Here is an 8,936-nt window from a genome sequence, read left to right as displayed (position 1 = left end):
GAAGAGCTGCTGGAACTGGTAGAAATGGAAGTTCGTGAACTTCTGTCTGCTTACGACTTCCCTGGTGATGACCTGCCGGTTGTTCGTGGTTCAGCGCTGAAAGCACTGGAAGGCGAAGCTGAGTGGGAAGCTAAAATCATCGAGCTGGCCGGTTACCTGGATTCTTACATCCCAGAACCAGAGCGTGCTATCGACAAGCCGTTCCTGCTGCCAATCGAAGACGTCTTCTCCATCTCCGGTCGTGGTACCGTTGTTACCGGTCGTGTTGAGCGCGGTATCGTTAAAGTTGGCGAAGAAGTTGAAATCGTTGGTATCAAAGACACCGTTAAGTCTACCTGTACTGGCGTTGAAATGTTCCGCAAACTGCTGGACGAAGGCCGTGCTGGTGAGAACGTTGGTGTTCTGCTGCGTGGTATCAAGCGTGAAGACATCGAACGTGGTCAGGTACTGGCTAAACCAGGTTCAATCAAGCCACACACCAAGTTCGACTCAGAAGTGTACATCCTGAGCAAAGAAGAAGGTGGTCGTCATACTCCATTCTTCAAAGGCTACCGTCCACAGTTCTACTTCCGTACAACTGACGTGACCGGTACCATCGAACTGCCAGAAGGCGTTGAAATGGTAATGCCAGGTGACAACGTGAACATGGTTGTTACCCTGATCCACCCAATCGCGATGGACGACGGCCTGCGTTTCGCAATCCGTGAAGGCGGCCGTACCGTTGGCGCTGGTGTTGTTGCCAAAGTTATCGCTTAATCGCTGATAACGTTTGACGCGACACGCGGTAAAAGGGCATCATTTGATGCCCTTTTTCTACGCTGTGAACTAGAACCTATCTCATCAGCGATTTTGCAGTCATAATCATTGGTGAGATGGGCTCTTAAAGCCGTATTGACTGAGATACGTCATAGCGTAAAACACCGAAATGCTGCCGAGCGGCATTTGATCGGTTTGGTTTGTCTTGCTGTGCGAGGCAAAGTTGTCTGTTCTGAATTCATTGTGACAGGTTGGTTTATGAGTGCGAATACCGAGGCTCAAGGGAGCGGGCGCGGCCTGGAAACGGCTAAGTGGCTGATCGTCGCCGTTCTGTTGGTTGTAGCGATTGTCGGTAACTATTACTACCGTGATTTCAGCCTGCCATTACGTGCGCTGGCTGTTGTAGTGGTTATCGCTGTTGCTGGCGCTGTAGCGCTGATGACCACCAAAGGCAAGGCCACCGTTGCCTTTGCACGCGAAGCGCGCACTGAAGTGCGCAAGGTGATCTGGCCAACTCGTCAGGAAACGCTACATACCACGTTGATCGTTGCCGCGGTAACTGCCGTGATGTCACTGATTCTGTGGGGCCTGGACGGTATTTTGGTCCGTCTGGTATCGTTTATTACTGGCCTGAGGTTCTAAAATGTCTGAAGCTCCAAAAAAACGTTGGTACGTCGTTCAGGCGTTTTCCGGTTTTGAAGGTCGCGTAGCGCAATCGCTGCGTGAGCACATCAAACTGCACGATATGGAAGAACTGTTCGGCGAAGTGATGGTACCTACGGAAGAAGTTGTTGAGATCCGTGGTGGCCAACGTCGTAAAAGTGAACGTAAATTCTTCCCGGGCTATGTCCTGGTCCAGATGGTAATGAACGACGCCAGCTGGCACCTGGTGCGTAGTGTTCCGCGCGTAATGGGTTTCATCGGCGGCACCTCTGACCGTCCGGCACCGATCAGCGATAAAGAAGTTGATGCGATTATGAACCGCCTGCAGCAGGTGGGTGATAAGCCGCGTCCTAAAACGCTGTTCGAACCGGGTGAACTGGTCCGTGTTAACGATGGTCCGTTTGCTGACTTCAACGGTGTTGTTGAAGAAGTGGATTACGAGAAGAGCCGCCTGAAAGTTTCCGTTTCCATCTTTGGCCGTGCAACGCCGGTGGAACTGGACTTCGCTCAGGTTGAAAAAGGCTGATCAATTAATCAGCAGCGAGTGGCTTTTGCTGCTTGTCAGAGGCGCGAAATTGAACTATAATTTCGCGCCTTTTGTTTTTATAGACCTTGCTCATTGAGTTGAGCGAGGTGAAACACGGGGAGCCTCTCTTGAGGCGATATTACCCAAACCGAGGAATTGTAAATGGCCAAGAAAGTACAAGCCTACGTTAAGCTGCAGGTTGCAGCCGGTATGGCTAACCCAAGTCCGCCAGTTGGTCCAGCTCTGGGTCAGCAAGGCGTTAACATCATGGAATTCTGTAAGGCGTTCAATGCTAAGACTGACAGCGTTGAGAAAGGTCTGCCGATTCCGGTTGTTATTACCGTTTATTCTGATCGCTCCTTCACTTTCGTTACCAAAACCCCGCCAGCAGCAGTTCTGCTGAAAAAAGCGGCTGGTATCAAGTCTGGTTCTGGCAAGCCGAACAAAGACAAAGTAGGTAAAGTGACTCGTGCTCAGGTACGTGAAATCGCAGAAACCAAAGCTGCGGACATGACTGGTTCTGACGTTGAAGCGATGACTCGCTCCATCGAAGGTACTGCTCGTTCCATGGGCCTGGTAGTGGAGGATTAAGAAATGGCTAAGCTGACCAAGCGCATGCGCGTGATCCGTGACAAAGTTGATGCTACTAAACAGTATGACATCACCGAAGCTGTTGCTCTGCTGAAAGAGCTGGCCACCGCTAAATTCGTAGAAAGCGTTGACGTTGCTGTTAACCTCGGCATCGACGCTCGTAAATCTGACCAAAACGTTCGTGGCGCTACCGTTCTGCCAAACGGCACCGGTCGTTCCGTTCGCGTTGCCGTATTTGCCCAGGGCCCTAACGCTGAAGCTGCTAAAGCTGCTGGCGCAGAGCTGGTAGGTATGGAAGATCTGGCAGACCTGATCAAGAAAGGCGAAATGAACTTCGACGTTGTTATTGCTTCCCCGGATGCAATGCGCGTTGTTGGTCAACTGGGCCAGATCCTGGGTCCACGTGGCCTGATGCCAAACCCGAAAGTGGGTACAGTTACTCCGAACGTTGCTGAAGCAGTGAAAAACGCTAAAGCAGGTCAGGTTCGTTACCGTAACGACAAAAACGGCATCATCCATACCACTATCGGTAAGGTTGATTTCGAGTCAGACAAGCTGAAAGAAAACCTGGAAGCCCTGCTGGTTGCGCTGAAAAAAGCAAAACCATCTCAGGCGAAAGGCGTGTACATCAAGAAAGTTAGCCTCTCCACCACCATGGGTGCTGGCGTTGCTATCGATCAAAGCGGCCTGACTGCTGTAGCGAACTAATCGCCCTGCGATTATCGCTTTGACTTGGGGCTAAGGTTCGTCTAGAATCTTATGCCCCAAGGTTTTGCTATTGGCAATAGCCATAGTGGAACAAAGATTTTTCGGTTGGAGCCTGGCCTATCCAGGCCTCCGTCCAAGACCGCAGGTGTATCGAAAGGTACTTAATCCTTCCTGCGTAGACGGTGACAGAGCCTAAAGAAAATTTTTAAATTGTCTTTGCTGGATTCTGCTCACCGTGTTTGAACGCTCTCGCTGCGTGATTTATCACAAGGTGTTGAGTGATGTGAGTGCTGGGGATTTCCCCCGGCTAAATCCAGGAGCAAAAAGCTAATGGCATTAAATCTTCAAGACAAACAAGCGATTGTTGCTGAAGTCAACGAAGTAGCCAAAGGCGCGCTGTCTGCGGTTGTTGCGGATTCCCGTGGCGTTACCGTTGATAAAATGACTGAACTGCGTAAAGCAGGTCGTGAAGCTGGCGTTTACATGCGTGTTGTTCGCAACACCTTGATGCGTCGCGTAGTTGAAGGCACTCCATTCGAATGCCTGAAAGACACGTTTGTCGGTCCTACCTTGATTGCATTCTCTAACGAACACCCGGGCGCTGCTGCTCGTCTGTTCAAAGAGTTCGCGAAAGCGAATGCAAAATTCGAGGTTAAAGCTGCGGCCTTTGAAGGTGAGCTGATCCCTGCGGCACAAATTGACCGCTTGGCAACTCTGCCTACTTACGATGAAGCAATCGCACGCCTGATGGCAACCATGAAAGAAGCCGCTGCCGGCAAATTGGTTCGCACTCTGGCTGCACTGCGCGATCAGAAAGAAGCGGCATAAGCCCTCTTTCTTAGCCTTTGCTTACGTATTTAAACTATTTCTGAATTTTAGGAACATTTGTTATGTCTATCACTAAAGACCAAATTATCGAAGGCGTTGCAGCTCTGTCTGTAATGGAAATCGTTGAACTGATCGCCGCTATGGAAGAGAAGTTCGGTGTTTCTGCTGCTGCTGTAGCTGCAGGTCCTGCTGCTGCTGCTGAAGCTGTTGAAGAAAAAACTGAATTCGACGTTGTACTGAAAGGTATCGGCGCGAACAAAGTTGCAGTAATCAAAGCAGTACGTGGCGCAACTGGCCTGGGTCTGAAAGAAGCTAAAGACCTGGTTGAGTCTGCACCAGCAGCACTGAAAGAAGGCATCAGCAAAGACGACGCTGAAGCACTGAAAAAAGCTCTGGAAGAAGCTGGCGCTGAAGTTGAAGTTAAATAAGCCACTGCTTTCTGAGTGCAGTCTGTTTTAACTAACAGACTGATGGCTGGTGACTTTTTGGTCACCAGCCTTTTTGCGCTGTAGGGCGTCAGTAGAGTTTCACACTGTTTGGCTACTGACTAACCCCAATATTTCTTTCTATCGACGACTTAATATATTGCCCTCCCTGCCGCAGCAAAATCTGCCGTACAGCGCAACGAAATGATTTAAGCGTGATAGAAACGAGTATTGCGGAAAGTGTTCCCGCTTTCCGGTCGACAAAATGGTGTTGCGTGAACCGTCCTATATCCGGACGGACAGATAGGTTCGACTTTCCAGCGAGCTGAGGAACCCTATGGTTTACTCCTATACCGAGAAAAAACGTATTCGTAAGGATTTTGGTAAGCGTCCACAAGTTTTGGACATACCATATCTCCTTTCTATCCAGCTTGATTCGTTCCAGAAGTTTATCGAGCAAGATCCAGAAGGGCAGTACGGCTTAGAAGCCGCATTCCGTTCTGTTTTCCCTATCCAGAGCTACAGTGGCAATTCGGAGCTGCAATACGTTAGCTACCGTCTTGGTGAGCCGGTCTTCGACGTCAAAGAGTGCCAGATCCGTGGTGTGACGTTCTCTGCACCGCTGCGCGTAAAACTGCGCCTGGTAATCTACGAGCGTGAAGCTCCGGAAGGTACGGTCAAAGACATCAAGGAACAAGAAGTCTATATGGGCGAGATTCCGCTCATGACCGAAAACGGCACCTTTGTGATCAACGGTACTGAGAGGGTTATCGTATCTCAGCTTCACCGTAGTCCTGGCGTATTCTTCGACAGCGATAAGGGTAAAACCCACTCTTCGGGTAAAGTGCTGTATAACGCACGTATCATCCCTTACCGCGGTTCATGGTTGGATTTCGAGTTTGACCCGAAAGACAACCTGTTTGTACGTATTGACCGTCGCCGTAAATTGCCTGCGACCATCATTCTGCGTGCATTGAACTACACCACTGAGCAGATCCTTGACCTGTTCTTTGCGAAAGTAGTTTTCGAGATCCGTGATAACAAGCTGCAGATGGAGCTGGTTCCAGAGCGTCTGCGTGGTGAGACTGCTTCGTTTGATATCGAAGCCAACGGCAAGATCTACATTGAGAAAGGCCGTCGTATCACCGCTCGTCATATCCGTCAGCTCGAAAAAGACGAAATTCATAGTATTGAAGTACCGGTCGAGTACATCGCGGGCAAAGTGGTCGCGAAGGACTATATCGATACCAATACCGGTGAGCTGATCTGCGCAGCCAACATGGAGCTGTCGCTGGATCTGCTGGCCAAACTGAGCCAGTCAGGCCACAAGCGTATTGAAACGCTGTTCACCAACGATCTGGACCACGGTGCGTACATCTCTGAGACCGTACGTGTCGATCCAACAAGCGATCGTTTGAGCGCGCTGGTAGAAATCTACCGCATGATGCGCCCTGGTGAGCCGCCAACGCGCGAAGCTGCCGAAAGCCTGTTCGAGAACCTGTTCTTCTCTGAAGACCGCTACGATCTGTCTGCGGTTGGTCGTATGAAGTTCAACCGTTCTCTGCTGCGTGACGAGATCGAAGGTTCGGGCATCCTGAGCAAAGACGACATCATTGAAGTGATGAAGAAGCTCATCGATATCCGTAACGGTAAAGGCGAAGTGGACGATATCGACCACTTGGGCAACCGTCGTATCCGTTCCGTCGGCGAAATGGCTGAGAACCAGTTCCGTGTAGGTCTGGTACGTGTTGAGCGTGCGGTGAAAGAACGTCTGTCCCTGGGCGATCTGGATACCCTGATGCCACAGGACATGATCAACGCCAAGCCAATTTCGGCGGCGGTGAAAGAGTTCTTCGGCTCCAGCCAGCTGTCTCAGTTTATGGACCAGAACAACCCGTTGTCCGAGATCACGCACAAGCGTCGTATCTCTGCATTGGGCCCAGGCGGTCTGACCCGTGAACGTGCCGGCTTTGAAGTTCGAGACGTACACCCGACTCACTACGGTCGCGTGTGTCCAATCGAAACGCCGGAAGGTCCAAACATCGGTCTGATCAACTCCTTGTCCGTGTACGCACAGACAAACGAGTATGGCTTCCTGGAAACTCCGTACCGCCGCGTGCGTGACGGTTTGGTTACCGATGAAATCAACTATCTGTCTGCTATTGAAGAAGGCAACTTCGTTATCGCTCAGGCGAACTCCAACCTGGACGAAGACGGCCGCTTCATAGAAGACCTGGTCACCTGTCGTAGCAAAGGCGAATCAAGCCTGTTCAGCCGCGATCAGGTTGACTATATGGACGTATCAACCCAGCAGGTTGTTTCCGTTGGTGCCTCACTGATTCCATTCCTGGAACACGATGACGCCAACCGTGCATTGATGGGTGCGAACATGCAACGTCAGGCGGTTCCAACCTTGCGTGCTGACAAGCCGCTGGTAGGTACCGGTATGGAACGTGCTGTAGCGGTTGACTCCGGTGTTACTGCCGTAGCTCGCCGTGGCGGTGTGATCCAGTACGTGGATGCTTCCCGTATCGTTATCAAAGTTAACGAAGACGAGATGCACGCGGGCGAAGCAGGTATCGATATTTACAACCTGACCAAGTACACCCGTTCTAACCAGAACACCTGCATCAACCAGATGCCGTGTGTGAATCTGGGTGAGCCAATCGAGCGCGGCGACGTGCTGGCAGATGGCCCGTCCACTGACCTGGGTGAACTGGCGCTGGGCCAGAACATGCGCGTGGCGTTCATGCCGTGGAACGGCTACAACTTCGAAGACTCCATCTTGGTGTCCGAGCGTGTAGTTCAGGAAGATCGCTTCACTACCATCCATATCCAGGAACTGGCGTGTGTGTCTCGCGACACCAAGTTGGGGCCTGAAGAGATCACTGCCGACATCCCTAACGTGGGTGAAGCTGCGCTCTCCAAACTGGATGAATCCGGTATCGTATATATCGGTGCTGAAGTAACCGGTGGTGACATTCTGGTCGGTAAGGTAACGCCAAAAGGTGAAACCCAACTGACGCCAGAAGAGAAACTGCTGCGTGCGATCTTCGGTGAGAAGGCATCTGACGTTAAAGATTCCTCTCTGCGTGTACCAAACGGCGTTTCCGGTACGATTATCGACGTGCAGGTCTTCACCCGCGATGGCGTGGAAAAAGACAAGCGTGCGTTGGAAATCGAAGAGATGCAGCTGAAGCAGGCGAAGAAAGACCTGACTGAAGAACTGCAGATCCTGGAAGCTGGCTTGTTCACGCGTATCCATGCGGTGCTAGTTGCCGGCGGTGTCGAAGCTGAGAAGCTGAGCAAACTGCCACGCGATCGCTGGCTGGAACTGGGCCTGACCGACGAAGAGAAGCAAAACCAGCTGGAACAGCTGGCAGAGCAGTACGACGAGCTGAAATCCGACTTCGAGAAGAAGCTGGACGCCAAGCGTCGTAAGATCACCCAGGGCGATGATCTGGCACCAGGTGTGCTGAAAATCGTTAAGGTTTATCTGGCCGTAAAACGTCAGATCCAACCGGGTGACAAAATGGCAGGCCGCCACGGTAACAAAGGTGTTATCTCCAAGATCAACCCGATCGAAGATATGCCTTACGATGAAAACGGCACGCCGGTTGACATCGTACTGAACCCGCTGGGCGTACCATCACGTATGAACATCGGTCAGATCCTGGAAACCCACCTGGGTATGGCTGCGAAAGGCATTGGTGAGAAGATCAACCAAATGCTCAAGCAGCATCAGGAAGTGGCCAAGCTGCGTGAGTTCATTCAGAAGGCCTACGATCTGGGCGACGACGTCTGCCAGAAAGTTGACCTGAACACCTTCACCGACGACGAAGTCCTGCGTCTGGCAGAGAACCTGAAAAAAGGTATGCCAATCGCAACGCCGGTGTTTGATGGTGCGAAAGAGACTGAAATCAAGCAACTGCTGGAAATGGGCGGGATCCCAACCTCGGGTCAGATTACGCTGTTCGATGGCCGTACCGGTGAGCAATTTGAGCGCCAGGTTACCGTTGGCTATATGTACATGCTGAAACTGAACCACTTGGTTGACGATAAGATGCACGCCCGTTCAACCGGTTCTTACAGCTTGGTTACTCAGCAACCGCTGGGTGGTAAGGCGCAGTTCGGTGGTCAACGCTTCGGTGAGATGGAAGTGTGGGCACTGGAAGCATATGGCGCGGCTTATACCCTGCAGGAAATGCTCACCGTTAAGTCGGATGACGTTAACGGCCGTACCAAGATGTACAAAAACATCGTGGATGGCGATCACCGCATGGAACCAGGCATGCCGGAGTCCTTCAACGTACTGTTGAAAGAAATCCGCTCGCTCGGTATCAACATCGAACTGGAAGACGAGTAATCGTTTTTCCAGCTCAGGCTCCCGGCCTTAGGGAGCCTGAGGGTGGTTGTTCAGGTCACACGGGTGCGCGATT

At 51.5% G+C, this 8,936-nt stretch carries 8 protein-coding genes; all 8 read left to right on the top strand.

Features of this window, described 5'->3' with window-relative positions:
• Window positions 1-756, top strand: a 756-nt coding sequence (locus tag AC1RKC_RS23815; protein ID WP_493092781.1) for an elongation factor Tu, incomplete at its 5' end; no start/stop codon positions are given.
• 258 nt (window positions 757-1,014) lie between these two features.
• The gene (secE, locus tag AC1RKC_RS23810; protein ID WP_020828746.1) at window positions 1,015-1,398 is read left to right on the top strand and encodes a preprotein translocase subunit SecE; all 384 of its coding nucleotides are present in this window, start codon (window positions 1,015-1,017) and stop codon (window positions 1,396-1,398) included.
• 1 nt (window position 1,399) lies between these two features.
• Window positions 1,400-1,945: a transcription termination/antitermination protein NusG gene (gene nusG, locus AC1RKC_RS23805; protein WP_004953928.1), complete on the top strand. Its 546-nt coding sequence runs from the start codon at window positions 1,400-1,402 to the stop codon at window positions 1,943-1,945.
• Between the two features lie 162 nt (window positions 1,946-2,107).
• Window positions 2,108-2,536, top strand: coding sequence for a 50S ribosomal protein L11 (gene rplK / locus AC1RKC_RS23800; RefSeq protein WP_015376316.1), 429 nt, complete (start codon window positions 2,108-2,110; stop codon window positions 2,534-2,536).
• Window positions 2,537-2,539: 3 nt separating this feature from the next.
• Complete coding sequence (rplA, locus tag AC1RKC_RS23795; RefSeq protein ID WP_004953932.1) at window positions 2,540-3,244, top strand: 50S ribosomal protein L1; 705 nt, start codon at window positions 2,540-2,542, stop codon at window positions 3,242-3,244.
• A gap of 330 nt (window positions 3,245-3,574) precedes the next feature.
• Complete coding sequence (gene rplJ / locus AC1RKC_RS23790; protein ID WP_020828745.1) at window positions 3,575-4,072, top strand: 50S ribosomal protein L10; 498 nt, start codon at window positions 3,575-3,577, stop codon at window positions 4,070-4,072.
• Window positions 4,073-4,134: 62 nt separating this feature from the next.
• Window positions 4,135-4,500 carry a 50S ribosomal protein L7/L12 gene (rplL, locus tag AC1RKC_RS23785; protein ID WP_012004743.1) on the top strand — a complete coding sequence of 122 codons (366 nt, stop codon included), beginning with the start codon at window positions 4,135-4,137 and terminating at the stop codon, window positions 4,498-4,500.
• A gap of 334 nt (window positions 4,501-4,834) precedes the next feature.
• Entirely contained in the window at window positions 4,835-8,863 is a 4,029-nt protein-coding gene (gene rpoB, locus AC1RKC_RS23780; RefSeq protein WP_020828744.1) for a DNA-directed RNA polymerase subunit beta, read from the top strand.
• The last annotated feature ends 73 nt before the right edge of the window (window positions 8,864-8,936 follow it).

The sequence above is a fragment of the Serratia sp. GW822-FHT06E05 genome (genome assembly GCF_058799445.1).
Note: the sequence above shows the minus strand (reverse complement) of the source record. Positions and strands in the feature narration are given on the sequence as shown.

Coding starts and splice junctions, on each gene's coding strand:
- rplL (WP_012004743.1), top strand. CDS start 4,135: ATGTCTATCACTAAAGACCAAATTATCGAAGGCGTTGCAGCTCTGTCT.
- nusG (WP_004953928.1), top strand. CDS start 1,400: ATGTCTGAAGCTCCAAAAAAACGTTGGTACGTCGTTCAGGCGTTTTCC.
- rplK (WP_015376316.1), top strand. CDS start 2,108: ATGGCCAAGAAAGTACAAGCCTACGTTAAGCTGCAGGTTGCAGCCGGT.
- rpoB (WP_020828744.1), top strand. CDS start 4,835: ATGGTTTACTCCTATACCGAGAAAAAACGTATTCGTAAGGATTTTGGT.
- rplA (WP_004953932.1), top strand. CDS start 2,540: ATGGCTAAGCTGACCAAGCGCATGCGCGTGATCCGTGACAAAGTTGAT.
- rplJ (WP_020828745.1), top strand. CDS start 3,575: ATGGCATTAAATCTTCAAGACAAACAAGCGATTGTTGCTGAAGTCAAC.
- secE (WP_020828746.1), top strand. CDS start 1,015: ATGAGTGCGAATACCGAGGCTCAAGGGAGCGGGCGCGGCCTGGAAACG.